The organism is Bacteroides sp. ET336 (assembly GCF_024733815.1).
Taxonomy (GTDB): domain Bacteria; phylum Bacteroidota; class Bacteroidia; order Bacteroidales; family Bacteroidaceae; genus Phocaeicola; species Phocaeicola cellulolyticus.
The window spans coordinates 1-278 of record NZ_JANRHK010000075.1; the positions used below are offsets into that span (position 1 = coordinate 1).

1 protein-coding gene is annotated in these 278 nt (G+C 49.3%); it reads left to right on the forward strand.

Translation table 11 applies throughout. From position 1 onward, the window contains the following. Positions 1-278 (forward strand): AAA family ATPase (locus tag NW213_RS16900; protein WP_258323485.1); only part of this gene is annotated, 278 nt, incomplete at both ends.

Sequence of the window (278 nt, forward strand, 5' to 3'; positions counted from 1 at the left end):
AAGGAATGGACGGAATATCCTGTGCTGCATCTGGACCTGAATACGAAGCGATATGAGAATAAGGCTTCGCTTCTGGAAATTCTGAACATGCACCTTGAGATGTGGGAGGCTGAATACGGCGACGAGAAGAAAGACAGGTCGCCTGAGGAGAGATTTATGTACGTGATAGGTCGTGCGTATGAGAAGACAGGGAAGCAGGTGGTTATCCTGGTGGACGAATACGACAAACCGATGCTGCAGGCCATAGATGACGAGGAGTTGCAGAATGAGTACAGGAG